Raw genomic sequence first — 24,940 nt, forward strand, 5'->3', positions numbered from 1 at the left:
CGCGACGGATTCCGGTCGATGCTTCAAGGAATCCGAAGCCAGCAGGCGGCCAGCGGATCGGCGTGAGCACAGCGCGATTCACGACCGCGCTGACGGTGGGATCGGATGTCAGGAGCGGCGGCGGTCTGGGAACATCAGACGCCCGTTCGGGCTGGCAGCAGTTCGCCGATGAGTTCCTCGACCCGACGGCGGATCTCGTCACGGATCGGGCGGACCGCCTCGATGCCCTGGCCGGCCGGGTCCTCGAGCACCCAGTCCTCGTAGCGCTTGCCGGGGAAGATCGGGCAGGCGTCGCCGCAGCCCATCGTGATCACGACATCGGACTCCTTCACCGCATCGACGGTGAGGATCTTCGGCATGTTGCCGGTGATGTCGATTCCGGCTTCAGCCATGGCTTCGACGGCGACAGGGTTGATCCGGTCTTTCGGCTCGGACCCGGCAGACCGGACCTCGACCCGGTCGCCTCCGAGCTCGCGGAGGTAGCCGGCGGCCATCTGGGAACGCCCGGCATTGTGGACGCAGACGAACAAGACGGACGGCTTCTCAGTGCTCATGGTCAAATGATAGATGGTTATCTATCAATTGACTACCTGAAGCAGATTCTTCACCCTCCACATGCGTCGTTCGAGATGTCGAGCCAGGCGAGGGCTCGGGATCAGAGCGTGTCGAGGAGGTCGCGGATGCGGCGCTCGATGTCGTCGCGGATCTGTCGTACTTCGGCGAGCGGCTTGCCCACGGGGTCAGGCAGGTCCCAGTCCAGGTAGCGGCGCCCGGGGTAGATCGGGCAGGCGTCGCCGCAGCCCATGGTGATCACGATGTCTGCCGCGCGGACGACTTCATCGGTGAGGGGCTTGGGGTACTCGCCCGCCAATGGCACGCCGATCTCGTCGAGCGCGGTGAGGACGGAGCTGCGGACTTCGCCGGCCGGGTCCGAGCCCGCGGTCCGGACGTGCACCCGGTCGCCGGCCAGGTGCCGGAGGATGGCCGAGGCCATCTGCGATCGGCCGGAGTTCTGCACGCAGACGAAGAGCACCTCGGGAACGGCCGGGCTCGAGGTCGGTGCCACGCGGGCGAGCGCATCGAGTCGATCGGCGGCGAACTGGGCCGTGAGCGAGGGCAGGCGCCGGCCAGGCGCCGGCCGCTCTGCGAGCAGGTCGTAGCTTTCCCGCACGTAGCGCTCGACCGTCTCAGGGCCGAAGGTGCCGCGGTACCGGTCGCTGAGGTCCCGAACGATTCGCTCCAGCACAGGGTCGACCGGCACGGGTGGATTCTCGGCGCGGAGGATTTCCGCGAGGCGGTCGGCATGCCCGTCTGCGAGCGAGTACCAGGTGCGTCGTCCGTCGGGCCGCCTCGTGACGAGACCCTCGTCCAGCAGCGCCTTCATGTGATGGCTCACGGTCGGCTGACGCAGCTCGAGTTCCTCTGCGAGACGCCCCACCAGGACCCGACCGTCGGAGGCTTCGAGGATGCTGCGCAGGATGTGCGCTCGGGTGGGATCTGCAACGAGTCGCAGTTCGCGCGCGGAGTCCGCCGAAGCATCCATAGACCAAAGTCTATCTAAGGCGCATGCTGGCGCGATCGCCCGTCAGCTCGACGTGGCCTCCCCCACATCGGCGCCATCTTCCCGGCGACGCTCGATCAGGATGGTGTCCCGCCAGCTGCCGGCGTGCGGGCCGTAGCCCATGCGAGCGATGCGTTCCCGGCGGCCGACGGTGCGGAAGCCGGCTCGTTCATGGAGGGCGAGGCTGGGCAGGTTCTCGGGGAAGATCGAGGATTGGATCGTCCAGTACCCGGCCGCGTCCGCTGCCTCGAGGAACGCCGTGAGGAGCTGCCGTCCGATTCCGGTTCCCTGCGCGTCGGGGGCGATGTAGATCGAGTGCTCGACGACACCCCGGTACACCTCGCGCGCGGACACCCAGGAGGCTGCGGCCCACCCGATCACCTGCCCGTCACCACTGGACGCCACCAACCGGACGTCGTCGATGCGGGAGGCATCGAAGGCCTGCCAAGTCGGCGGCTCCGCCTCGAAGGTGGCGTTGCCGGTGGCGATGCCCGCAGCGTAGATCGCGTGCACTGCCGGCCAGTCCGACGGTTCCATCGGCCGGATGCTCGTCATGAGCAGCAGCTCGAGGCCGCGCTCGTGCCCTCACTCGTGCCGCACGACGATCCGTCGGGAGCGAGACTCGTCGAGCACACGCCGGTCTCGGGCAGGACGAGCTCGACGTCGCTCGCCGCGGCGAGGTCGCCGGCCAGCCACGCGGTGATGGAACGCACCTGCTCGTAGCCGGTGGCGAGCAGGAAGGTCGGCGCACGACCGTAACTCTTCATGCCCGCGAGGAAGAACCCGGGTTCTGGGTGGGTGAGCTCGGCGAAGCCATGGGGTTCGACGGTTCCGCACGTGTGCACGTTCGGGTCGATCAGCGGTGCGAGGCGCTTGGGTGCTTCGACGATCTCGTCGAGTTCGAGGCGGATCTCGCGGAGCATGTCCAGGTCGGGTCGGAACCCTGTGGCGCTGACGACGACGTCGGTGTGGTGCTTGACCGGTTCACCGCGTCGCGCACCGATCAGGCGGACACCATCGTCGGTACGGCCGAGTCGCACGATCTCGAACCGGTCGACGACGGCGATGCGACCGGCGGCGACGAGCGCATCGACGCGGCGGCCGATGGATGCGCGGGCGGCCAGTCCGTCGTCCTCGGAGGTGGTGACGCGGACGGCGCCGGCGTTGCGGATCAGCCAGGTGATGCGTGTGTCCGGTTCCTGTTCGGCGAGTTCGGCCAGCGCGAGGAGCGTGTTCGCAGCGGAGTGGCCGGCCCCGACGACGGTGGTGTGGCGGCCGGCGAAGCGGTCGCGTTCGCGTCCGAGCACGTCGGGGAGGGCATGGCTGACACGGTCGGCCACGTCGGCGAGGCCGAGCGGGTCCAGTCCGGAGGAGGCGAGGGTGTTCGGGTGCGCGTAGGTGCCCGAGGTGTCGATCACGGCGCGTGCGGTGAACTCCTCGACGCCGGCGACCGTGCGGGCCCTGAGCAGGAACGGCGTCGACGCGCGGCGTGCGGTTCGAGTGCGATCCATGCCCTGTCTCGTGATGGCTTCGACCTGGACTCCGGTGCGGATGCGCCCTCCGATCTCGTCGAGCGCGGCGAGCGGCTCGAGGTAGCGTTCGACGAGTTCGGTGCCCATGGGGAGGCTTTCGGGTGCCGGCAGTTGCCAGCCGGTCGCTTCGAGAAGGCGACGCGATGCCGGGTCGACGACGTGCTTCCACGGCGAGAACAGCCGTGTATGCCCCCACTGACGGATGCTGGACGCGACCTGGTCGCCGGCCTCGTAGACCACGAAGTCGATGCCCCGCTCGACGAGGTTCGCGGCCGCCGCGAGTCCGACCGGGCCTGCGCCGATGATCGCGACAGGCAAGGTGTCGAACCGGCGCTGCTGCACGCTCGGGGCGGTCAGATCGATCAGCGTCATGGTGTGCGCCTCCTAGGCATCGATGAACTTCGATATTGATCGTGCCCAGTTCATCGATGTTTGTCAATATTTAGATAGGATGGTGGCATGTCCACCACGCTCCTGCCCATGATCCAGCCCGATGCCGCATCCTGCTGCACGCCGCTGACCAGCGAAGCCATGGACGCCGAGCGTGCGGAAGGCCTCGCGAAGAAGCTCAAGGCCCTGGCGGACCCGACCCGACTTCGACTGGTCTCCATCGTCGCCTCGTCCGAGGGAGCCGAGGCATGCGTCTGCGACCTCATCGAGCCAGTCGGCTTGAGTCAGCCGACCGTGTCCCACCACCTGAAGATCCTGATGGATGCCGGATTCCTGTCACGCAGCAAGCGCGGCACGTGGGCGTACTACAAGCTGCTGCCCGGCGCCCTCGGGGAGCTCTCGCGGCTGCTCGACGTCACCGCGTCCCGCTGACCGCAGCCCGACGCCGGCTGTGTCGCGGTATCCGCTCGGCGCACGGCTCGCTGCACTCTCCATCGGTCAGGTCATCAGTTGGGGCATCCTCTCCTACGCCCTGATCGTCGCCGCCCCGTTGTTGCCGACGCGACCGGCTGGGGAATCGCGGCGATCACCCTGTGCTTCTCTGGCGGGCTCATCGCGTCGGCAGTAGCCGGCATCCTCGTCGGCCGGTGGCTCGATGATCGCGGGCCCGACTGATCATGACCCTCGGCGCCATCGTCGGCACCCTCGTCTTGTTCATCGTCAGCGCCTCGCTCAATCTCCTCGTGTTCACGTGTGCGCCTGCGAGCTTCGGCGCGCAGCGGAACGATGCGGCTAGACGCCGCCGTCTGGCGGGGATACCGTGAGCCCATCCGACGCAACAGGTGGAGTGGACGATGGGTGCTGATTGGGCCGGATTCATTGTCGCCGTTGCCGCGTTCCTGGTTTCAGTCGGCGCACTCCTGGTGTCCTTTCTCTCCCACCGTGCCCAGAAGACGAACTCCGACCGGCTCACCAGTATCGAGGAGGCGCGTCGCGGTGACGAGGTCGAAGCCAGGGACCTTGCACTCGCGTCCGCTTCCCGGGCCGACGTCAGACCGTCCGAGATGGTCGTGCTCGCCCGGGGAACAAACGGAGGCTCCCAACAGGTTCGGATGAAGCTCGTGAACCTCGGCCCTGCTCCCGCGACCCGGATCTATCTCGGCGAAAGGCTCTCGCCGAGACGCGGCCCGGACGAGCCGATGCTGATCGATCGGGATGGCACCAAGAGCGAGTACTTCTCTGTCACCGCCGATCGCGCTGTCACGGCTGAGCTCGCGGCAGGCCAGGAGACCGAGGTGATCTACTTCACGTACGACACCGGGTTGCAGCACGGCATAAATGTGGCGCTGTCATGGGAGGACGGGGGCGGGCACCGGTTCGCGGAGTCTCATGTCCCGAAGACTGAGCTGTCTCGTTGATCCGCGCCGCTCGCAGCGCTATGGGTTCGCAGCGGCGCCGCGAGCTTGCCGCGCCGCCTGACCGAGAGGATCGCTCCGGCTTCGTTCAGACAGAAACTCAAGTGGCGCCGAGCGCATCGGAACTGGTGGCACCAGCTGAATAAGCGTTGGATACACGTGATCGCGACAGAGCCAGGAGAAATGATCCTGAAAACCCCAGATCAAGGGCATATTCAAACGACCTGGACTTGATGCATGAATCACTGGATTCAGGTTCAAGTCCGCGGAAGAGCCCCAGTTCAGAGCGATATACGGCAATGTGCAATCACGCGTTCGTGAACGCATGCGATCGGCGGAACAAGGAGAAAAGCCTGATCGGGGAAATACAAGGCGAGTAGGGCGGACGGGACTTGAACCCGTGACCGATGGACTCACCCGGGTCAACTCCCCCGACGTCCGAGTCGCGGCGATTCCTCGACCGATCTCGACATGACCGGGGATTTCTCGCCGATCCTGAAACTGTGGCTTCAAGACTACTCGGGATGCCTCGGAGCATCTCGACCGGGCTCGGATCGAATAAACGTTGGATAAACGTTGACCCATCAAGTCTGATGCCGACTCAACACCCGCGCACGATCACATGACGGCTGTTCCCACGCCGGAGTACAGCTGCGCGAGGAACGGGTTCCGCTCGGCCTGCACCTCGTACGCCGCGCTGTCGCGTACGCAGTCCGGGCACCAATGTCCAGCGGTGAGGACGAGGCGCGGGCTACCGGCGAACGTGTGGCCGACGGCGCATCGCCAGACGAGCGGTGTGGCCGGACGGCCGCGTTCGACGCCGGCGCTCAGGAGCTCTCCCCCGCGGAATCCGGCGACATCGCGATACACGTCGGCGTCCCAGGCATCCGGCGAAATGGCCGCATCGTAGCCGTGATCGAGCGACATCGGCACCTTGGAGGGTGCGGGTGGTTCGAACCTCGACCAGCCCTCGATGGCCTGCCACGCCTCCATCGAGCCGAAGTGGGCCCGAATCTCGTCGTCGAGACCGTTGCGCACAGCGTGCATCGTGCCGCGCGGCTTGCGGGTGAGCGGCTTCATGACGAGGTGCTTCACGATCCACGCGGGCACTTTGCCCGCGGAGCGCACGGAGGCGGGCGCCGCCGCCATCGCACGGGCGAGCGCGACATCGAAGGTGTCCTCGCGGAACGGCACGAGTTCCTCCAGCCGGTCGCTGTCGGTGTACCAGTGCCCATGGAAGTTGCGGGTCGCGAACCAGTTGCGGTCGTACCAGGCGCGCACGTCGCGCACGCCCATGGCGCCGCCGATCGCGAGCTGCAGCTCCCAGTTCGTGAGCCGCCAGCCTTCGCCGCCGCCGATGTTGTAGATGCCGCCCCAGAGTTCGTCGGGCGCGTCGCCGTCGGCGATGCGGGCGAGGAGGCGCGCCGAGTCCTCGGCCGACACCCATTCCATGACGCCGTGGAACGGCGAGTGGCTCATGATCGGGTCGCGGATCTCGAGCATGCCGGGGTGGAAGATGCCGGTCTGACGTAGCCATGCCCATTTCGGCAGGCCCGAGTCGACGAGCAATCGCTCGGCGACGACCTTGGTCTGGCCGTACTCGTCGAACTGCGACACGCGGATCGGGTCGCCGATGCGGCCCCAGTGCACGGGCGCTTGCCGGTCGCCTGTCTCGGCGACCGAGCCGATGCCGACGATCGCGACCGACGATGGGTCGGGGAGAGCGCGAACCGCACGAATGAGGTGCTGCATCGACCCGATGTTGACACGTTGGGCGAGCTTCGGCCGTTCGTCGGCGAGGGGTGAGACGACGGCCCCCACGTGCAGCACGATGTCGACGCCGTCGATCGCGCGCGAGACATCCTCGTATCTGGTGAGGTCGCCCCAGAAGACCTCGAGGTTCGGCATGTCGGCGAACTCGGCGAGCACCACCCGATCGCGTGCGGTCGGCTGCGCGAAGGCGCGCACCCGCACCTGGGGGTGCGCGCGGAACTCGCGCAGGGTCGCGCGACCCCAGTTGCCGGTGGCGCCGGTGAGCAGTGCGGTTCGTCTGAAGGTCGTCATGCGGAGTCGGTCCGTTCGGTGGGTCGGGCGAGCCAGGCTCGCATTCGGTCGATGCCCTCGTCGAAGCCGTCGGTTCTTGGTCGGTCGAGGAATCCGTGGGTCGATCCGGCGATCACGTGCCGCTCGACCGGTACGCCCGCGGCGGCGAGTCCATCGGCGAACGCGTCGCCGGATGCCCGTAGCGAGTCTCGGTCGGCGTCGAGCATCAGCACGGGCGGCATTCCGGTGAGATCGTGCCCGCCGGGGAACGCGAAAGGGTCACGGACGGCCTCAACGGTTCCGGCGTAGTTGCGGTTCATGCGGCGCACGGTCGCGGGACGGAATTGCACGAGGCTGTGGCGGCCGCGGATTCGGGAGCGCAACTCCGACGTGATCGGGGGGAGTTCGGCATGATAGGTGCCGTAGGCGAGCAGGAGGCCGGCAGGCACGCGTCGGCCGGTTCGGACAGCGCGAAGGGATGCCGCGGCGCTGAGGCATGCACCAGCGCTCGCGCCGCCGAGGAACACCGCGCCGCCGGCCGCATCGACAGCGGCGAGGACCGCCTCGAACGACGCGGCGACGTCGTCGAGTGGGAGCGGGTAGCGGATGCCGGCAAGCGGCGCCGGGCCGGCGTCGCGGAACGGATTCCACGGTGGCACTCGCCGATAGTCGACCGCGACCACGTCGACTCCTCCGCGTGCAAGCGCGACCGCCACGGCATGCGACTCCAGTTGGTCGAGGCCGCCGTGCGAGAACGCCCCGCCGTGCACCCAGACGACAGTCGGGGCGACCGAGCCCTCGCCAACGCCTGACGTGCGGTAGCGGCGGACCGGAACCGCGCCGGTACTGCCGTCGACGGTGTCGTGGCGGATATCGAGTCCGGCTGTGTCGACGAACGGTCGTCGCGCGCGGCCGCGGCCCGTGCGGACTCGTCGGTAGGCACCGAGATGATCTTCGGTTCGCTCGATCATGAACCCGGTTCTCCCGTCAGCTCGAAGGCGACGAAAGCCAACCGGCCTCGGCCTCGGAAGGTGAATTCGAGCTCGACCTCCCCGCTCGGCTGATCGATCACCTGCGGTGCACTGTCGATCCAGTGCTCTGACGGTGCAACCGGGATACGGGCGAGCAGGTCGCCTCCGCGCGAGGTGACGTCGATCCGCCCGCGTGCGGTGCCTCGGTACGCGACGCTCAGGGCCGACCCGAGCTCGGTGAAGCTGCGGAATCCGACCGTCGACCCGCTCGTCAACCCGTCGATGTACTGGCGGGGGCCGTCCGGCCCCTCCTCTTGAGTGAGTCGCGGCTGCAGCCGTTCCCTGAGCATCGAGAAGGTGCTGCCGCCCCACCAGGCGGTGAGCCTGCTCGCGATGCGGGCGCTGTAGCGACCGACACCCGGAAGCGGCGCGCCTCGAAGCCCGGAACTCGAGAGCCTGACGCGCGCGAACGAACCGTCGGACAGGAGGTCGATGGGCTCGCCCCAGGCTTGACGTGAGGCCTGCCTGCCGTCGGTGTGCCGGTGCGAGAAGACGTACCAGCGGCCGTCGATCTGCTCGACGCAGCCGTGGTTGTTCCCGTAGGGCATCGATCCGCCGAGGAGGCCGCTCCGCCCGTCGAGACCGAAATCACCGTTCGAGACGAGGACCCCGCGATAGGTGAACGGGCCCATGGGGTGATCGGCGGTCGCGTGCACGAGATTGTGGAGGTGCACGTCAGAGTAGACGAGGCAGTAGGCATCGCCGACGCGGCGGATCGACGATGCCTCGAACAGCTCGTGCCCCTCGAATCCGGTTCCGAGGCTGTCGAAGATGTTCGGGATGAGTCGGTGCGGGTCCCCGATCGCGGTGATCATGTCTGCCGCGACCTCTGTGACCATGGAGTGTCGTTCGGCAGACGGTTGGAACCAGCGCTGCGCGCGGTTCATCGGCCCGCACCCGGTGTAGAGATACACCCGGCCCTCGTCGACGAGCACCGCCGGGTCGAACTGGAAGAGATCGCCGGGGCGCTCCCCGACGATGGCCCCGGACGCGTCGCGCACGTAGTCGAGGAACTCGTAGGGGCCGATCGGTTCGTCGGCCACCGCGACTCCGACGCGTGAGATCTCGGCGAGGCAGTAGTAGAGGTAGTAGCGTCCATCGAGCCCTCGGCAGAAGTCAGGGGCGTAGAGATCGTGCATGCCGCCTTCGGCGTCGTTCGACGGATTCGGGTGGGAACCGTCGTTGTAGGGATCCTGCTCCTTGCGGTATGCCACGCCGTGGCGCGTCCACTCGGTGAGGTCTCCGACGGGCGCCGACCACACCTCGTAGTCCTCCATGCAGAACAGCGGGCCACCGAAGCGGTCCTGACTGCCGAGCAGGTAGGCGCGATCGCCGAATACGTGCACCTCTCCGTCGGGGATGTAGACGCCTTCGGGCAGGTAAGGGTTCGCACCGTGGTCGCGGTCGGCGGTCATCGGACTCCTTCGTCACAGAAACTAGCGCGCGCTAGTTTTGAGTTCGATGCTACGTTGAATTGACTAGCGCGTGCAAGTCAAGACGGGAGTCGCCTCCGTGCCCACCACCACCACCGCCAAGCGGGTCACCGCAGCAGATGTCGCCAGATCGCTCGGCATCTCGCGCGCGACGGTCGGCTTCGTACTCAACGACACACCCGGCCAGAAGATCTCCGACGCCACGCGCGACCGCGTGATCGCCGAGGCCAGGCGGCTCGGCTACCGCGCGAACAACGCCGCACGCGCACTCGCGAGCGGCCGCAGCCGGATCGTGCTACTCGTGATGCCCGACTGGCCGCTCGACCACAACCTGCGCACGAACCTCGACGAGGCCTCCCTCGCACTCGACGAAGCAGGGTACTCGCTGGTCACCATGACGCCCCACGCCGGCGGCAAGGCTCAGCCGTTGTGGGAGACGCTGAACCCCGACGTCGTGATGGGCCTCACGCCGTTCACACGTGAGCAGATCGCACGATTCCGTGCCGCGGGCGTGGAGCACATCGTGCCCGATATCCCGCTCGAAGACGGCACCGCGCTCGACGACCTGAGCGACGGCCCCGCCCAGCAAGTGCGCCACCTCGTCGAACGCGGCCGCACCCGGTTGGCGCTCGCCGGGCCATCCGATCCGCGTCTGGCCGATCTGCGGGAGCTCCGCCGCTCGATCGCGCGGGCCGAGATCGAACGCACCCCGGGCATCGAGCTCGTGGCCTCCGCCGATCTCGACGCCGCGAGCGCGACCGAGCGCCTGCACGAGTTCCTCGAAGCCGGCGCCGACGCCATCGTCGCGTACAACGACGACGTCGCCGCCTGGTTGCTGGGTGCAGCACTCCGGTCCGGTATCGACATACCGGGTCGAGTCGGGATCGTCGGTCACGACGACACGCCGGTCGCGAGCCTGATCGTGCCCTCCCTCACGACGGTGCGCATCGACATCGCGGGCCTCGGCCGCTTCTTCGCCCAGATGGCGCTGAACGCCGCCGACGGCGCACCGGTGCCAACCGACCGACCGCGCGCCACGAGCGAGATCATCGCCCGCGAGACCACGTGACGCGGCCGGTCCAGCGGCAGAGTGGGTGACCGGTCGGCACCGATCGGTCAGGCTGACCGACATCGCCGGCGGCCTCGAGAACGACGACATCGAGTCACTCATGCGACTGCTGCTGTACGCGGCGTCATCGACCTCGAAGGCCTGATCGCGACCTCCTCGTACTGGCGCACGATGAGCGGACGCCGAGTGGACCCGCACCCCGAGCTCGGCAGTGTGCGCGGGCCGCAAACAGGTACTTTCCCGGGCGGTCACTTGCGCGCGCTAGTGATGCCGCGTACGCTGGCAATTAGCGCGCGCTAGCGCGAACCCTTGAGAGACATCGGAGTCCCCATGGCCCCCACCGACGAGACGCAGACCGTCGTCGAACCCACCGCCCCAGCCGCCGACGCACCCCAGAAGGTCAACGGGCTCTTCTACACGCTCTACGGCCTCATGATCTTCGGGCAGTTCCTGCTCGTCATGATGCCGGCGCTGTTCAGCCTCCCGTACAAGATCCAGCTCCTCGCACCCGACGACAAGGCCCTCACGCTCGGCATCGTGGCCACGGTCGGCGCCATCGTCTCGATCGTCGTCGGTCCGGTCGCCGGCGTGCTGAGCGACCACACCACCTCTCGCTGGGGTCGACGCCGCCCGTGGCTGTTCGGCGGCATCGTGGTCGCACTCGTCGGCTCGATTCTCGTCGCGATCGCACCGTCGGTGCCGCTGCTGATTGGCGCGTGGGTCGTCGTCTGCGTCGGCGGCGCAGGCACCACCGCCGCCACCGCCCCGATCGTCGCCGAACGTGTGCCGGAGGCCCAGCGCGGCACCGCAGCCGCCATCGGCGGCGTCGCCACCCAGCTCGGAGGCGTCATGGGGTACACGATCGGCGGCATGCTCACCGGCAACCTCGTCCTCCTGTTCGCATTGCCCGTCGTCGTGCTCGCGGTCTTCGCACTCATCTACTCGCTCAAGTTCCCCGACTCCGTCGCTCCCGCAGAGCACGTCGGCATCCGAGAGACGTTCGCATCACTCGTGTTCAACCCTCGGAAGCACCCCGACTTCTCGCTCGTCTGGCTCGGCAAGCTGCTCATGCAGACGGCACTCGCCTTCCTCACCACCTACCAGCTCTACTACCTCTCGGACCGCCTCGGATTCACCGCTGAGGAGGCGGGCCAGAAACTTGCGCTCGTCGGCGGCATCGGAATCCTCGTCACGATGTCCTTCGCCATGTTCACGGGGATCGTGTCGGACAAGCTCCGCCGACGCAAGCCGTTCGTCATCGGCTCGGTGGCGCTCACCGCGATCGGTCTCACCCTCATGGCGTTCGCAGACGGCTTTGGCCTGTTCTTCGCCGCGGTACTGTTCGTGCTCGGTGCCGCCGGCATGTTCGGCGCCTCTGACGTCGCGATGGCCAGCGACCTCGTGCCCGACCGCGAGCAGGCCGGCCGATGGATGGCCATCTACAACATCGCCGCCACACTGCCGAGCGCGATCGCCCCGCTGATCGGCTCCGCACTCCTGCTGCTCGGTGATCCCGCCGGGGGCAACTACACCGCACTCTTCCTGGCCGGCGCTGTCATCGCGCTCGGCACGGGCTTCACCACATTCTTCGTCCGAGGTATCCGCTGACATGACCACCCCCGCACCGACCGTCACCGCGCGGCCCGCCGCCGACATCGTCGCCCAATTCACGCTCGACGAGAAGGCGCTGCTGCTCGAGGGCGTCGACGCCTGGAACACGAACGGCGTCGAACGCCTCGGCATCCGCCGACTGTTCCTCACCGACGGGCCGCACGGCGTGCGGAAGGTGCGGCAGAACCTCGGCGCGTTCGGCCTGGCCGAAGCCGAGCCCTCGACGGCGTTCCCGACCTCGACGACGCTCGCGAAGACGTGGGATCCCGAACTCGCGTACGCCGTCGCCGCGGCGATCGGCCGCGAGAGCGCAGCGCTCGGCGTCGACGTGCTGCTCGCGCCCGGCGTCAACCTCATGCGGAGCCCGCTCTGCGGGCGCAACTTCGAGTACTTCTCCGAGGACCCGCTCGTCTCCGGCGTGTTCGGCAGCGCGTTCGTGCAGGGCGTGCAGTCCGAAGGGGTCGCGACGAGCGTCAAGCACTTCGCCGCGAACTCGAACGAGGACTACCGCTTCGTCGGCGACAGCGTCGTCGACGAGCGCGCGTTGCGCGAGCTGTACCTGCGCGCGTTCGAGCGCATCGTGAAGGAGGCAGCGCCGGCGACGGTCATGTGCGCTTACAACAAGCTCAACGGCACGTTCTGCTCCGACGACCGCGACCTGCTGACCGGCATCCTGCGCGAGGAGTGGGGCTTCGACGGGCTCGTCATGACCGATTGGGGTGCGACCAACGATCGCGTCGCAGGCATCATCGCGGGCTGCGACCTCGACATGCCCGGGCAGGTCGCACACAACCGCGCCTCGATCGTCGCCGCCGCGCAGGACGGCAGCCTGCCCACGGAGCTGCTCGATCAGGCCGTGACCCGCGTGCTCGAGCTCGTCCAGCAGTGTTCGCACGGCCTCATCCATCCCGCTGGGCCGGTCGACCCGCAAGCCCACGCCGAGCTCGCGACGCGCGTCGCCGTCGAGGGGGCGGTGCTGCTCGCGAACGACGGCACGCTGCCGATCGACGCGATCCCCCAGCAGAACCAGAGGGCGGATGCCGCGGGCGGCCTGCTCGTCGTCGGCGAGCAGTTCGAGCGCATGCGGTACCAGGGTGCCGGCTCGTCGCTCATCAGCCCGCCCGAGACCACCTCCCCGAAGGACGCGTTCGACCGTCGGGGCATCCGCTACTCGTATGCGCGCGGCTACCGCAGCCTCGACCTTACCCCCGATGCCGATCTCGAACGCGAAGCGCTCGCAGCCGCGGCGTACGCCGACACCGTGCTCTTCTTCGGCGGACTGGGCGATCTCGAGGAGAGCGAGGGCTTCGACCGCACGACGATGGCGATCGCGCCAGCCCAGGTGCGCCTGCTCGAGCGGCTCGTCGGCACCGGCGCGAAGGTGGTGTTCGTCGTTTCCGCGGGTGCACCCATCGAGATCCCGCGCGCCGGCGAACTGGCGGCCGTGCTGCTGCTCTCGCTTCCCGGCATGCACGGCGGCGAAGCGGCCGCACGACTGCTGCTCGGCGAGGCGAACCCGTCGGGCAAGCTCACCGAGAGTTGGCCGCGCAGCGCCGCCGACCAGAGCGCGCTCGACTACAACACGAGCGAGGTCGCCCGGTATGCAGAGTCGATCTACGTCGGCTACCGCTCCCACGACGCCACCGGCACCGACCTCGCGCACGCGTTCGGGCACGGCCTCTCGTACACGTCCTTCGTCTACCGCGACCTCGACGTACAGCTCGACGGCGATCAGGTGCGCGCGAGCCTCACGATCGAGAACACCGGCACCCGCGACGGTGCCGAGGTCGTGCAGCTGTACGTGCGCAACAACCGAGGCCGCGTGTTCAAGGCCGACAAGGAACTGCGCGCGTTCGCCAAGCTGCGCATTGCGGCCGGAGCAGCCGAGCGCGTCGACCTCGCCTTCGCCCTCGCCGACCTCTCGTACTGGGATGTCGCCGAGCACGACTGGGTGCTCGAGAACGGCGACTACGAGGTGATCGCCGCGGCATCGGCCGCGGACATCCGCCTCACCGCCCCCCTCACCGTCACGCAAGGACGGGAATCGCGCTCGCCGTATTCCCCCGCCGTCGACCGTGCGTACGCGACTCCTCCGACGGGCGTGCCCGCCGAGTTCGCCGACCTCCTGGGGCGGCCGGTGCCGTCGCCCACGTCGACCGGCCGGCTCGGCATGGAGACCCGACTCGGCGATGCGCAGGGCACCTGGCTCGGCCGCGTCTTCCTCCGCACCGTCGTGGGGCGTGTGCAGAAGGACCTCGACTCGGCGCTCGCGCTGCCCGACTCGCTCGAGCGTGACGCGAAGGTGAAGAGCTCCAACTTCGTCGCGCGCATGATGCCGTCGATGTCGCTGCGGGCGATGGCCATGGCCTCCTCGGGGGGCTTCGCCCATCACATCGCGCAGGCGCTCGCCGATCTCGACAACGGGCACCGGATCCGCGGCATCCGGCGCATGCTCGCCCGTCCCTCGACGCCACGCACCGCGACCGCTCGCACCGACCAGGAGACCCGATGAAGATCACCCGCCTCACCGTCGACGGCCTCGAGTCGGATTGCATCACCGACGAAGCACCCGTGTTCGCCTTCGCGCTCGCGTCGGATGTCGCGGGCGAAGCCCTCGCGACGGCGACCGTCCGCGTCGGCGACTGGTCGGTCGAGACGTCCGACCAGGTCGGCATCAGCTACGACGGCCCGCTCGCGCCCTACACCGACTACCGCGTCGAGGTCACCGCGACGGGTACGAGCGGCGCGGTCGCGACTGCGGAGGCATCCTTCCGCACAGCCCGGCTCGACCGCCCCTGGGTGGCGCGCTGGATCACGGATGCCGCGTACCGTACACCGAAGAATGCCTCCCCGGTGCCGATGGTGTTCCGCACCCGCTTCGCGGCCGCGAAACCCGTGCGGCGCGCATGGATCGAGGCCACCGCGCTCGGTGTCTACGAGCTCGAGCTGAACGGCACCAAAGTCGGCGACCAGTACTTCGCCCCCGGATTCACGTCGTACGCGCACCAGATCCAGGTGCAGACCTACGACGTCACCGACCGACTCGGATCCTCGAACGAGCTCGCCGCCACCGTTGCCGGGGGCTGGGCGGTCGGCTCGTACACCTTCGCGCGCAAGAACAAGATCGACGCCGACCGGCAGGCCCTGCTCGCCGAACTGCACATCGAGTACGCCGACGGCACGGGCGACGTGATCGCGACCGGACCGAACTGGGAGGTCTCGACCGACGGCCCGGTACGCATGGCCGAGTGGTACGACGGCGAGACCGTCGACGCACGCGTCACCGGCGCCGACATGACATGGAAGACGGCCGACGTGACCGCTCCGCGCGGCACGCCGAAGCTGCTCGCGCAGTACGGCCCCTCCGTGCGCGTGCAGCGGACGTTCGAACCGGTCTCGCGCACGGTCGCGCCGAGCGGCGAGGTCGTCTACGACTTCGGGCAGAACTTCGCCGGCGTCATCCACGCGCGCCTGCTCGGGCGCGACGGGCAGACCGTCGTGTTCCGCCACGCCGAGGTGCTCGTCGACGGCGAGCTGTTCGTGAAGTCGCTCCGCACCGCGAAGGCCACCGCGACCTACACGTGCGTCGACGGTTCGCAGGTGTACTCGCCCCGACTGACGTACATGGGCTTCCGATACGTCGGCGTGACGGGCATCGACCCCGACGACCTCGAGCTCACCGCGCTCGTGCTGCACAGCGACCTGCACCGCACCGGCACCTTCACCTCGTCGAACGAGCGGCTGAACAAACTGCAATCCGCGATCGAGTGGGGCGGCCGCTCGAACTTCGTCGACATCCCGACCGACTGCCCCCAGCGCGACGAGCGCGAGGGATGGACGGGCGACTACGCCGTCTTCGCCACGACCGCGAGCTACAACTTCGACATGGGCCGCTTCGTCGACAAGTGGCTGCGCGACATGGCGGCCGAGCAGGCCCGCGGCGGCGGCATCCCGATGGTCGTCCCTCGTTCCGGCAACGGCTTCCCGATCATGGCCACGTCGTTCTGGGGCGACGCGTGCGTCCTCGCACCCTGGGCCGAGTATCGTGCGCGCGGCGACCTCGGGCTGCTGCGGCGCACGTACCCGATGATGCGGAAGTTCCTCCAGGCCGCCGACTGGTGGTCGGGCCTGCTCTCGATCGGCGACCACCGACACATCTGGCAGTTTCCGTTCCACTTCGGCGACTGGACCTCGCCCGACGGGTCGGCCAAGGAGTGGATCCAGAAGGGCAAGTGGATCGGCACCGCCGCGTTCGCAAACTCCTGCGGCATCGTCGCCGAGATCGCCGACCTCCTCGGTGAGCATGCCGACGCGGCTCGCTATCGGGCCCTGCGCGAGGACACGATCCGCGCCTACCGCAACGTCTTCACCGACGGCGCGGGCACGCTCACCGGCAAGGGCGACTTCCAGACCGCCTACGTGCTGCCGCTGTACTTCGGCATGACCGTGGGCGCCGAGACCGAGGCGATGGCGACCAACCTCGTGCGCCTCATCGAGGGCAACGGCGGCCATCTCGCGACCGGGTTCCCGGGCACGCCCTACATCCTGTTCGCCCTCTCCGACCACGGCCGCATCGACGAAGCGTTCGACCTGCTGCTGCAGACCGGTCCTCCCTCCTGGCTCTACATGGTGGATGCTGGCGGCACGACGATCTGGGAACGATGGGACGCCCTGCGCCCCGACGGCACCGTCAACACCATCGACCTAAATACCGGCAAGGACACCGGCGGTATGGTCTCGTTCAACCACTACGCCGCCGGCGCGGTCGGCGATTGGCTCTACACCCGCATCGCGGGCATCGAGCCGACTTCAGGCGGATACCGCAGCTTCCACGTCGCACCGCTCATGGGCGGCGGACTCACCTCGGCCGAGGGCATCGTCGAGACGCCGTACGGCCGCGCATCGTCCTCGTGGACCCGTGACGGCGACGCCTTCGCGCTGCGCGTCGAGGTTCCGGTCTCGACGACCTGCACGGTCGTGCTGCCCGACGGGTCGACGCACGAGGTCACTAGTGGGGCGCACGAGTTCGGTTGCACCGTCCCGGCGCGCCAGCCGGTCCCCGTCGGGCGGCACTGAGCAGCGCGCGCAGACCCGAGCACAGGAAATCGCCCTCACGGTCTCGATGATGAGGGGTGCTCACGGCAGCGAGCAGCCGTGAGCGTTTCCGCGCCGTGAAGGGTGGATGGACCGTGGGCGTGCGCTCTGGTCCGGCGGATCGACGGAAGGTGGCACGCACGTGCCTGAAGGTGGAACATAAGTGCGCGCCGCGGTTGGGCCCGATTCCGCTTGCTGCCCGACGTCGCGCGCGCCGTGAGTCGGGGCGAGTCCCGCCGGCAGTCATCGAAGCAGCCAATCCACGCTCCGGTCATCACTGGGTTCGTTAGTTGCCCTAGTCGGGGGTTTCGCGCGAGCAGCGGACGGTGTACTCACCGAGTAGTTCCGTGTGGCGTGCACCGAATAAACGTTGGATAAACGTTGACGCGCGCGAAGCGGTCAATACGATGCTGAGAAACCCCAGATCGAATGGTGAATTCGAACGGACGGGACTTGATGCGAGAATCTTCTGGACTTGGGTTCAAGTCCCAGTCAAAAAACCTGATCAGGGCAATGTTCTGAAACCTTGATCTAGTTCATCTAAGCGCATGCCCGCGACGGCACAAATAGAGAAACCCCTGATCAAAGGCTTAATCTGACGAGTAGGCGGACGGGACTTGAACCCGTGACCGATGGACTCGCCCAGGCTCGTTTGGCCTGCCTCGGAATCTCGGCTACGGCTCGATCGATCTCGACATGACCGGGGATTTCTCGCCGATCCTGAAACTACGACTCCAGATTACCCAGGATGCCTCGAAGCTTCTCGACCAGGCTCGGATCGAATAAACGTTGGATAAACGTTGACGCATCAAGTCCCGCACCCTATACGTGGACTCGAACCTGAATTTCGCGCCAGAATTCAACCTGTCGGCGAGACTCCCAATGGCAACTCCGGGTGGCCGGCATCAGTCGGCCATGGATCGTGCCTAGCTTGCGTTCGAAAATCTGGCACGTCCTGGGGAAGAATCGACTCGCCGTCGATGGGTGTTCTGAACGTCACTCACTACCCTCGTGAATCGGATCGCTCGAGACAGAGCCCTCCAATTACGTTCCCCCGGCCGGCTCAGAAGCCCCAGAACGTCTGGTTGTCGATGTGGTGCTGGTTCGCGCCCTCGAGGTCAGTATTGATGTTCTGGATTTCCTGCTGCACCCGCTCCATCTCTGCTTCAAGGCTTGCCTGTCGCCCGGAGTCCCCGATGTCGAAGGCATCACCAATCTCTTGCTCCAGTTGCTCAGAGCGTTCCTCAGCTACGGCGAGTGCGTTCTCCAGCGTGAAGATTGCTTCACCGCTCTCACGCAGGCTCGCTTCGGCTTCTTCAGGGGAGGCTTCGTACTTGGGCATGTGCACAGGGTAGCGCTCGAGATCGGCTCGTTTGGGCTACCCCGTCTATCGAAGCATGGGCGACGGTCGCGGATAGCGCTTGTGCCACGCTCCTAGAGAATTTGGCCGCACCGATTGGGCAAGCGCCCACAGCCTGGGAAGGTGACGGTCGGGCGAAGAGGCGAACGGCCGAGCCGACCTGACCTCCAAGCTATCCACAGTCGCCTTGCCACTAGTGAACTGCGTGATTCGGCGCGCGAAACACGCCACGACTACTCCGGGGGGCCAGCAGCGTACTGGCGGCGGCGTGTGGTTCATGTCCGCGGCAACGTCGCGGCACGGCCGGATCTTCTCTTCGCTTTGGCTTCGGCTCGGGCCGTGACGATTGCGAGGTAGGGCACGACGTCGAAGGGTCGAAGCGGCCAGTCATAGCCCGCGCGTGAGGGGTGGCGCGGGTGACCCGTCGCAGTCAGTTCGTCGATCGACATCCAGGTGCAGTTCGATAGCTCGGGCAAGGTGAGGATCCCAGCGAGCAGCGTAGGCAGGTAGGGCCGGGAGTCCATCAGCTCGCCCCACGCAGCCAGGATCGTCAGCGGACGGCCGTTGATGAACGCGGCGATGTGTCGCTCATTCTCGGCCTGCAGCGCGGGGTCGAGTACGTCGTGCATATCCGTCGGATCGGTCGAACGTTGCGGATAGAGGTTGAGCATTACCCAGCTATCGAAGTTGTTGCGCCTGGCGAACTCTGTCACTTTGGTGACCGTGAGGTCGAGATCACCAGGCGCTGCGGTACTCGGGTTCACACCGACGACGATGAGCGGGTTCTCGCCCTCTGTGCCGAGCAGGAAGCGGGCGGAATTATCCAGGGTGTTCGCGTAGATCGACTCGGTTGTCACAGCTGCTCCTTCGTTGGTCATGGTCACGGATTTGTAGCGGACGGCAGTCCCACCATCACTGACAAATCGAACCGTGCAAAAACGCGGCAGCGGTCGACGACAGGCAGCCCGCTGACCTCGCGTCTACGGGTTCACGCCCCGAGATTCGACCGAGCCCGGTTGAACCCGTCGACGAACTCGGCACGTGTGTTCCCAAGGGGAAACGCGATCGGGCCGTCTTGCAGGAGCGCGAGGCCGGCGTCGCGGAGGGGACCCTCGAGCATCGGGTACAGATCTGCCTTGATTACGACAACGCCGTCGGGCGAAAGTCTCGCTGCGCGGGACACGCACCCGGGAACAGCGTCAAGCAGGGCACGCCGACGTGCTGCACCGCTGAGACCGTTGACCGGGTACGGTGCCAGATCGATCAAGAAGAACCCTTCAGCCTGAAGGCGCTCCAGCCATGGGCGCTTCCCCGTTCGCTTCAGCTCATCCTTCGTGGTCCCAAAGATAGCATCGACGACGCCACGGAAGAGGTTGTCAGCACCAAGCCTGTCCGCGTAGAAGAATCGCCGATGAAGGAGGTCCCCGCCATCGTCGGGCGGGCTCTCGGCGATCATCAGCAGCCTGACATGTTGCGGCCTCCACCGCTCTCGCAGCTGTGAATACCAGGACTCCTCAACTTTCACGACCACGCGGGCACGAGTTCCGTCATCACGTGCGCGACTCTATCCCGGACTATCAAGACCTTTGGAATCGGTCGGCTTGCGGTTGGCGTTCAATCTGAAGCGGCTTGGATTTCGTTCTGATAGGAACGAAACCCAGGCCGAATCATGCCGGGCCACACCGCACCGGGACCAGCGTCGCCGGGACGCCCGACCTGAGTCCGCGATGGGTGTGATCGCTTCGAGCAGGATGTTGGTCGGCATCGGCCCGTGCAGCGCACGCTGAACGATCGCGAAGACGAATGCGAACATGCAATGAGAAGGTGCGGACCGCGGACGAGGCGATGTTTGCGATGGAGTTCCTGGACCGTTGGAACGTTGATCAGATCGCGATGCTGCGCTACGCCCACCGAAGGTATGTCCCAGAAGGTGGATTCGCAGCATGACTACTCCACATTGTGAAGGTGATTGAGCCTTTTGATTCGGAGACGGAGATGATTGTGCTACCGGCTCGCAGGGGTCGTCACGCTTGGCTGAGAGTCAGACGCGCACTCATCTCACAGCTCGCTCCCCAATCGAACCGCCCGTTCGGGCAGATAGCGACAGACCAAACGCGCAAACAGAGCTTCGGCGTCAGCGCAATTCAGTATGGTGCCGTCAGAAGCGGCCAGGACCACCCTTCCGGGCATCCGGTGAACCCCGTCAGCACAGAACGGACCAAGCAGACCATGGAGACAGCTGGGACAAAGCGAGCCGCCACGGCGGCGTAACTTTCCTCGGCCTCGCCTCAGCCGCTGGTGCGGCAGTGCTGGCTTTCCTCGCTCGGACGCTCTGGTACTGCACGGGCGACACGACACCGCCGATCGCCGGGTTGCAGATCTCATCGACGAATCCCGCCCACGGCGATCTCTCTTCGTTCAGTACGGTGTCATGTCAGTTGGTCGCCCCATTCCTCGACAACTCGTTGGCTCCGTATCTCGTCGGGGCATTGCTCGGCGGCCTCGTGTTTCTCCTCGTGCTCATGCTGCAAACGTCGCACGAACAAGACGAGTAGAGAGCAGGACCTTAGCTGGCCCTTCTAGGTCGCATTGTCTCGGGCATGCTTTACGACCTTCCGAGCTTTGCGTGCGCTCACATACTCACGAGACAATGCGCCTCGCACCCAACGCCGACCACGACCATCTAGTAGCTCGATGTAGAAGTCAGTCAAGTCTGAGTAGTGCTTCTGGTAGATCTCCTGCCTCGCTGAATTGCCTGGCTGAAGGACGTGGAAACCAGACTTGTGCTCAATCTCTCGCAACGGATCGGGGACAGCCTGGATGTACAGCATCGCCTCGGACCAATCCTCCTCAGCGTCCTTTAGTCGAACCCTCGCATCTAAGTCCGGGCCTATCAGGTACACGCTGAGCAGCGCCATGGGGCTGTAGTTGGCCACGTTGATGCTGATGTCGTGACCGGACTGCCTGTTGTAGTTTCCGCTCAGCTCAGTGACGACCTGATCCACGAGTTCTCTCTTGCGAGACCTCTGGTCACGAAGTATCACAATGAGCGTGGCTACTAACGCACCAACGGTTCCAATCGCTGCAAACCAGTCAGCGACAACTCCCCACTCAGATGAATCCATGGCCCTAAAACTGGTTATCCATTGCGCGTTGAACGATCCTCTTGGACTTGCGGCCAGAGACGTACTCCGCTGTGAGGGTTGACCGCATCCATCGCCGTCCCTGGCCATCGACGATCATCACGTAGAACTCCTCAAATGGAGGCCGAAACGTGGATACGAAAGTGCGCGACCGAGACTCCCCCGGAGGAAGTCCATGGGCATTGGTATCGGCCTCACCTTCGAGCTGACGATCCATTTCCTCGTGGTCAGGAACGATGGCCTCGAAGTACATCGCCTCTGCATGCTCTTCTGTTCCGTCGTTCCGTACATCCACGTTCGGTCCGATGAGAGCAATACCGATAACGGAAAGCGGGCTGAAATTGGAGACGTTGAAGAGGAGACTGTACTCGGTAGTCGATCCGTTATATCGGCCCGCCAGATTGAGCGTCGTCACTACCTGATCAGCTAATTGCCGCCGCTTCGACTTCTGGTCGGACCTAATGACATAGAGAGTTGCGAATAGAGCGCCCACTGTTCCGACCGCTGCAAACCAATCAGCAATACTGCCCCACTCGATAGACTCCACGGGCCAGAGCCTAGCGTTTAGACCACGCCTGGCAGCAGGCGCAGCGGATGAGGCGCGACGGCAACATAGTCGTTCCCTTCTTGGTCGGAGTCGGCCAGGTATTCGCCCCTATGACACATCTATTCTGGTCACCCTCGCGGGGTTGACGCAGAGGCGGAAACTCACGGGTCCAGCGCCCATGGCAGAACGGGAAGGCCGAGCGCTTCAACCGCATCCAGCAGGCGCACTGAGCCCGGCGATGGAGGGCCCGTTGGGCCCCATCTATGACGTCCTCCTTTCTCCGGGGCGCATATAGCGCTAGCGTTCCGTCATGCTGAGCGCAGAGTCGGCGGGGGCCACTTCGTCCGTGGTGGCAGTTGTCGGCACCCTGGCAGGCGCGCTAATCACCGCGATATTCGCCGTGGTGGTCGCCATGGTGAGCGCACGCAGTCAACGTCGATCGCTTCAGGCTCAACTTGCGCACGCCTCCCTCGAAGCCATCCGGGACGCGCGACGTGTCGTGTACGCCGAATACCTCGATTGCTTCGATCGTTGGATCGACCTCCGAGAGGACGTGCGGGCCTTCGCCACCCAGCGGATCCTGCGACACCGCGACGGGGCGGAGGTCGAAGCTCACGCGATCGACGCGCAAAGAGACGCGCTGCGAACGATCGAGCAGGGCCTCCGGGACGAATGGGCGAGGTCAACGGCTCGACTCAGCCTCGTCAGTAGCGCCGACGTCCTAGTTGCCGCACGGGAGCTATTCAACTGGAGCATGGCTGAGATTCAGCAGGCATGGGCATTAGGTCACACGATGCCGACCTCCAACGAGGTTCAATCGGCGAGGTCTGCCGTGTACGAGCTCATGCGTCGCGATATTGGCGTCCTCGACGGCGAGCGCACCTACCGGTCTCCCATGTTCGACCTGCCAGATGCCGACGCGGATGATTGACCGCCTTGGAAAACGATGGCGTAGGGCGCGCAGCAACACCTTCGGCCGTCGAACCGGATGCTCTGACGACCGCACCGTAGGGCGGTCTGGGTCTCATTCGCTCGCGTTGCTGCAGAAAACGTGCTGAACGCCCCAGACCGCGACGCGGGCACGGCTTGGGGTATGGGTCGTACACGGGACCGCGGCGCTCGCGGGCGCTGGCGTCGCGTGAATCAACCAACTCTGGAGATCGGCATCCGTCTATGAGAAGGAGCGGCGGCCCGCGCAGTGGTGTGCTCTGATTTCGGTCAACCTGGACGTACCAGTTGCACCGCGCCATTGTGGTCTCGAACATAAACGGGGTCAGCTGCGACGGGGATCTCACGCATCCGCAGGAAATCTAGCGTCTCACTGATGTCGCGATCCCACGCCGCGCCCTCGCGGCCATCGCGGTACGCGCCAGAAATCCACTTCTCATAGGCTCGCCAGTGTGCGAAGTCTTGCAGACCCAATGGACCGGGCGCGTCACGGCCAGCCCACGTCTCCGGATCCTGGAGTGTGTCGAGCCAACTTAGCCAGATGAGTTTGAACCGCAGCGCGGGTGACGGATGCGTCTGGGAAATCGCAGAGCCGTCCTGTGTCCAGCCGTCCCACTTGATCGCCTCGAGCGCAAGTAGTGCACCAGAGACTTGCGTCACGAGATCATCCACGCCAAATGGCGACATGAGCACGTACTTGTTCGCCAGGAGGTCGCAGGCAACTTCATCGCGGTAGCGCTCAATGGACTCCCTGAAATTGGCAAGGTGGTGACGCTTGGGAAACCACTGCTCCTCTTCCAGACCGGACCACAGAACCGCTGTTTGCTCGTAAGCTTCGCGCCGCTCCGCTTTGGATGCCACCGCATGCGCCATCTCGTGGGCGATAGCCCATCGAACCGCGGCTGCAGTTGTCCGAGCGGTGAACAGCCCATCTTTGTGCCCACGAATGAGTTCGAGCGCCTCCCTCGAAGCAGACACCTCAGGATCGAGGTACTCCGCAGGCAACCAACGAGCAGTATTCATTTGATCGACGTTCGGGCCTCGAGCCACCAATGACGCGAAGAACGGGAATAAATCCGCAATCCGAGAACAGATCTCAACGAAGTGAGAACTGATTGTGACAAACGGTGCACCACCTTGCAATGGGCTTGTCTCAGGCATCCCCTTCGATTCGATCACACCCACAAACACCGCCAACGATGTTTGGACGTCGAGGATGGCGGGATCCCGAGTCGGAATTCGCCAACCCTTGAGCCATTCATGAATCACTGAAGTCGAGGCATGATCAAATGCACCAGCGCGACCGACGGCGTCGATAATCCACGGCTCTTCTGCGGGGTATCGGCTGCCCTGCCCTATGAATTTGCGTCGCGACTTGGCAAGGCGTTTCGCCGCACCCTCGGCAACCTCCGACCGACTGAGTGAGGGGTACTCGGGAAGGATGCGGTGCACAAGTCGACCATACCGATGGCTAATGTCGCGCGGAATTCGAGCAGCGGCGGGGTGGGGTCTCCTGTGAGGAATGCGGCGCACCGTCTCGCCCGTGTGACCACCCAAGCGATCGTGATAAGCCGGGGAAGCAACCAGTTCTGGGGGTGCTCCAATCGGAGGGCTTTCTGCGACCATGGGGGTGACCCGACCAGAGCGGCTGAGGTGTGCCACCGTGAGGTCAACCCACAACCCGAGACCCCGAACCCGGACCATCTGCGCGGATACTCCGGAGCCCTCGTGCGGCTGAAAACGTTGTTCGCTGCGGCCGCGGT

The 24,940-nt window shown here is 65.9% G+C and carries 20 protein-coding genes and 1 pseudogene; 8 read left to right on the forward strand and 13 right to left on the reverse strand.

The genetic code is table 11. The annotated features are described in order from the left end of the window. Positions 1–134 precede the first annotated feature (134 nt). The 4 genes from BM342_RS11730 to BM342_RS11745 all read right to left on the reverse strand — a co-directional run bounded on the left by BM342_RS11730 (position 135) and on the right by BM342_RS11745 (position 3,465). Positions 135–554: an arsenate reductase ArsC gene (locus BM342_RS11730; RefSeq protein WP_092965904.1), complete on the reverse strand. Its 420-nt coding sequence runs from the start codon at positions 552–554 to the stop codon at positions 135–137. A 101-nt stretch (positions 555–655) separates the two neighbouring features. After that, entirely contained in the window at positions 656–1,543 is an 888-nt protein-coding gene (locus BM342_RS11735; protein WP_092965906.1) for a metalloregulator ArsR/SmtB family transcription factor, read from the reverse strand. Positions 1,544–1,585: 42 nt separating this feature from the next. Beyond that, positions 1,586–2,116: a GNAT family N-acetyltransferase gene (locus BM342_RS11740; protein WP_177232144.1), complete on the reverse strand. Its 531-nt coding sequence runs from the start codon at positions 2,114–2,116 to the stop codon at positions 1,586–1,588. After that, entirely contained in the window at positions 2,113–3,465 is a 1,353-nt protein-coding gene (locus BM342_RS11745; protein WP_092965908.1) for an NAD(P)-binding domain-containing protein, read from the reverse strand. The genes BM342_RS11740 and BM342_RS11745 overlap by 4 nt, the downstream gene beginning before the upstream one ends. Positions 3,466–3,552: 87 nt before the next feature. Between BM342_RS11745 and BM342_RS11750 the strand changes: the two genes are divergently transcribed. Both BM342_RS11750 and BM342_RS11755 read left to right on the forward strand, forming a co-directional pair. Then, complete coding sequence (locus BM342_RS11750) at positions 3,553–3,915, forward strand: ArsR/SmtB family transcription factor (RefSeq protein ID WP_092965910.1); 363 nt, start codon at positions 3,553–3,555, stop codon at positions 3,913–3,915. A 422-nt stretch (positions 3,916–4,337) separates the two neighbouring features. Then, a complete protein-coding gene (locus BM342_RS11755; protein WP_143109849.1) occupies positions 4,338–4,901 on the forward strand; it encodes a hypothetical protein in 564 nt (187 codons plus the stop codon). Between the two features lie 615 nt (positions 4,902–5,516). On the opposite strand, the gene BM342_RS11760 is transcribed toward BM342_RS11755, so the two are convergent. The 3 genes from BM342_RS11760 to BM342_RS11770 are packed head-to-tail and all read right to left on the reverse strand — an operon-like array spanning position 5,517 to position 9,387. Next, positions 5,517–6,962 (reverse strand): NAD-dependent epimerase/dehydratase family protein, encoded by a 1,446-nt coding sequence (locus BM342_RS11760; protein WP_092965914.1) that lies wholly within the window; start codon positions 6,960–6,962, stop codon positions 5,517–5,519. Further along, positions 6,959–7,912, reverse strand: a complete 954-nt coding sequence (locus BM342_RS11765; protein ID WP_092965916.1) for an alpha/beta hydrolase fold domain-containing protein — start codon at positions 7,910–7,912, stop codon at positions 6,959–6,961. Before BM342_RS11765 ends, BM342_RS11760 begins: the two co-directional genes overlap by 4 nt. Continuing rightward, on the reverse strand, positions 7,909–9,387 hold the full coding sequence (locus BM342_RS11770) for a family 43 glycosylhydrolase (protein WP_092965918.1): 1,479 nt from the start codon (positions 9,385–9,387) through the stop codon (positions 7,909–7,911). The genes BM342_RS11765 and BM342_RS11770 overlap by 4 nt, the downstream gene beginning before the upstream one ends. A 97-nt stretch (positions 9,388–9,484) precedes the next feature. Between BM342_RS11770 and BM342_RS11775 the strand changes: the two genes are divergently transcribed. The 4 genes from BM342_RS11775 (at position 9,485) to BM342_RS11790 (ending at position 17,161) form a co-directional block, all read left to right on the forward strand. Then, entirely contained in the window at positions 9,485–10,474 is a 990-nt protein-coding gene (locus BM342_RS11775; protein ID WP_092966832.1) for a LacI family DNA-binding transcriptional regulator, read from the forward strand. Between the two features lie 330 nt (positions 10,475–10,804). Beyond that, the gene (locus BM342_RS11780) at positions 10,805–12,082 is read left to right on the forward strand and encodes an MFS transporter (RefSeq protein ID WP_092965920.1); all 1,278 of its coding nucleotides are present in this window, start codon (positions 10,805–10,807) and stop codon (positions 12,080–12,082) included. Between the two features lies 1 nt (position 12,083). After that, positions 12,084–14,597, forward strand: a complete 2,514-nt coding sequence (locus tag BM342_RS11785; protein ID WP_092965922.1) for a glycoside hydrolase family 3 N-terminal domain-containing protein — start codon at positions 12,084–12,086, stop codon at positions 14,595–14,597. Then, positions 14,594–17,161, forward strand: a complete 2,568-nt coding sequence (locus tag BM342_RS11790) for an alpha-L-rhamnosidase (protein ID WP_092965924.1) — start codon at positions 14,594–14,596, stop codon at positions 17,159–17,161. The genes BM342_RS11785 and BM342_RS11790 overlap by 4 nt, the downstream gene beginning before the upstream one ends. A gap of 1,081 nt (positions 17,162–18,242) precedes the next feature. On the opposite strand, the gene BM342_RS11795 is transcribed toward BM342_RS11790, so the two are convergent. The 5 genes from BM342_RS11795 to BM342_RS19570 all read right to left on the reverse strand — a co-directional run bounded on the left by BM342_RS11795 (position 18,243) and on the right by BM342_RS19570 (position 22,229). Next, positions 18,243–18,521 (reverse strand): hypothetical protein, encoded by a 279-nt coding sequence (locus BM342_RS11795; protein ID WP_092965926.1) that lies wholly within the window; start codon positions 18,519–18,521, stop codon positions 18,243–18,245. Positions 18,522–18,814: 293 nt separating this feature from the next. Next, complete coding sequence (locus BM342_RS11800) at positions 18,815–19,417, reverse strand: DUF1643 domain-containing protein (protein WP_092965928.1); 603 nt, start codon at positions 19,415–19,417, stop codon at positions 18,815–18,817. A 110-nt stretch (positions 19,418–19,527) separates the two neighbouring features. Beyond that, positions 19,528–19,995 carry a hypothetical protein gene (locus BM342_RS11805; RefSeq protein WP_143109850.1) on the reverse strand — a complete coding sequence of 156 codons (468 nt, stop codon included), beginning with the start codon at positions 19,993–19,995 and terminating at the stop codon, positions 19,528–19,530. 1,123 nt (positions 19,996–21,118) lie between these two features. Then, a complete protein-coding gene (locus tag BM342_RS11815; RefSeq protein ID WP_143109851.1) occupies positions 21,119–21,664 on the reverse strand; it encodes a hypothetical protein in 546 nt (181 codons plus the stop codon). 4 nt (positions 21,665–21,668) lie between these two features. After that, positions 21,669–22,229: a hypothetical protein gene (locus BM342_RS19570; protein WP_143109852.1), complete on the reverse strand. Its 561-nt coding sequence runs from the start codon at positions 22,227–22,229 to the stop codon at positions 21,669–21,671. A 310-nt stretch (positions 22,230–22,539) separates the two neighbouring features. On the opposite strand from BM342_RS19570, the gene BM342_RS11825 reads away from it, so the two are divergent. Both BM342_RS11825 and BM342_RS20290 read left to right on the forward strand, forming a co-directional pair. Then, on the forward strand, positions 22,540–23,160 hold the full coding sequence (locus tag BM342_RS11825; protein WP_143109853.1) for a hypothetical protein: 621 nt from the start codon (positions 22,540–22,542) through the stop codon (positions 23,158–23,160). A 142-nt stretch (positions 23,161–23,302) separates the two neighbouring features. Next, positions 23,303–23,371: pseudogene (locus BM342_RS20290) on the forward strand (hypothetical protein); the annotation flags it as partial. A gap of 76 nt (positions 23,372–23,447) precedes the next feature. On the opposite strand, the gene BM342_RS19575 reads toward BM342_RS20290, so the two are convergent. Then, on the reverse strand, positions 23,448–24,629 hold the full coding sequence (locus BM342_RS19575; protein ID WP_143109854.1) for a hypothetical protein: 1,182 nt from the start codon (positions 24,627–24,629) through the stop codon (positions 23,448–23,450). Positions 24,630–24,940 lie beyond the last annotated feature (311 nt).

Origin of the sequence: Agromyces sp. CF514, assembly GCF_900113185.1 — a bacterium.
Lineage (GTDB): Bacteria > Actinomycetota > Actinomycetes > Actinomycetales > Microbacteriaceae > Agromyces.